The following is a 1550-nucleotide window of genomic DNA, read 5'->3' as shown; positions in this document are numbered from 1 at the left end:
ATCATCATCGGCTATGCCCGGATCGAGGGCCGACCGGTCGGGATCGTGGCCAACCAGCCGATGCAGTTCGCCGGCTGCCTCGACATCGACGCCTCGGAGAAGGCCGCCCGCTTCGTGCGCACCTGCGACGCCTTCAACGTCCCCGTGATCACCTTCGTCGACGTCCCCGGGTTCCTGCCCGGCACCGACCAAGAACACAACGGCATCATCCGCCGCGGCGCGAAACTGATCTACGCCTACGCCGAGGCCACCGTCCCCCTGGTCACCATCATCACCCGCAAGGCCTACGGCGGCGCCTATGACGTGATGGGCTCCAAACACCTCGGCGCCGACATCAACCTGGCCTGGCCCACCGCCCAGATCGCGGTCATGGGCGCCCAAGGCGCGGCCAACATCGTCCACCGCCGCACCCTGCAGGCCATCGTCGATGCCGGCGGTAGCGCCGAGGAGGTCGAGGCCAAGCGCGCCGAGCTGATCGATGAGTACGAGACCACCCTGGCCAACCCCTACATCGCCGCCGAACGCGGCTACGTCGACGCGGTCATCCCACCCCACGAGACCCGCGCCGAGGTCACCCGCGCCCTACGCCTGCTCCGCACCAAGCGGGAGACCCTGCCGGCCAAGAAGCACGGGAACATCCCGCTGTGACCGCGCCCGAGGAACAGAAGCCCCTGCTCAAGGTCATCGACCACAACGCCACCCCCGAAGAGATCGCCGCGATCGTGGCCGTCTTCGCAGCCCTGGGGTCGACCGGCGAGGCACCGAAGAAGAAGCCACGCTCCCTGTGGGCTGCTCCGCAGCTGCGTACCCCACTCCACCCCGGCCCCGGCGCCTGGCGCGCCAGCGCTCTTCCGAACTGAACGTCGTAGAAAGCAGAACACCGTGCCTGAACTGACAAAGGTCCTGATCGCCAACCGTGGTGAGATCGCTGTTCGAGTGATCCGTGCGTGCAAGGACGCCGGGATCGGCTCGGTCGCGATCTATGCGGACCCCGACCGTGACGCGCTGTTCGTGCGGCTGGCCGATGAGTCCTACTCCCTCGACGGCGCCACTCCGGCGGAGTCGTACCTCTCGATCGAGAAGATCCTCGACGTCGCCCGTCGCTCGGGCGCGGACTCGGTCCACCCCGGCTACGGGTTCTTGGCCGAGAACGCCGACTTCGCCACCGCGGTGATCGAGGCGGGTCTGACCTGGATCGGCCCCTCCCCCGAAGCGATCGATGCTTTGGGGGACAAGGCCAAGGCCAAGCAGATCGCGCTGAAGGCCGGTGCCCCGTTGGCGCCGGGGCTCAAGGACCCGGTCAAGGACGCCACCGAGATCGTCTCCTTCGCCCAGGAGTACGGCCTGCCGGTCGCGATCAAGGCCGTCTTCGGCGGCGGCGGCCGCGGCCTCAAGGTCGCCCGGACCCTGGAGGAGATCCCCGACCTGTACGAATCCGCGGTCCGCGAGGCCGTCGGGGCGTTCGGGCGGGGTGAGTGTCTGGTGGAGAAGTTCCTCGACAAGCCCCGCCACGTCGAGACCCAGTGCCTGGCCGACACCCACGGCAACGT

General features: G+C 68.5%; 3 protein-coding genes. All 3 read left to right on the top strand.

Annotation, left to right across the window (positions count from 1 at the left end):
* Positions 1 to 648, top strand: a 648-nt coding sequence (locus ABZY89_RS29450; protein ID WP_355232717.1) for a carboxyl transferase domain-containing protein, incomplete at its 5' end; no start/stop codon positions are given.
* Entirely contained in the window at positions 645 to 860 is a 216-nt protein-coding gene (locus ABZY89_RS29445) for an acyl-CoA carboxylase subunit epsilon (protein ID WP_355232716.1), read from the top strand. The genes ABZY89_RS29450 and ABZY89_RS29445, both read left to right, overlap by 4 nt.
* Positions 861 to 882: 22 nt before the next feature.
* Positions 883 to 1550: biotin carboxylase N-terminal domain-containing protein (locus tag ABZY89_RS29440; RefSeq protein WP_355232715.1), on the top strand; the 668-nt coding region annotated here is incomplete at its 3' end.

Origin of the sequence: Nocardioides sp. NPDC006303, from assembly GCF_040613175.1 — a bacterium.
Taxonomy (GTDB): domain Bacteria; phylum Actinomycetota; class Actinomycetes; order Propionibacteriales; family Nocardioidaceae; genus Nocardioides.
This window is presented reverse-complemented; position numbering and strand designations above follow the sequence as displayed.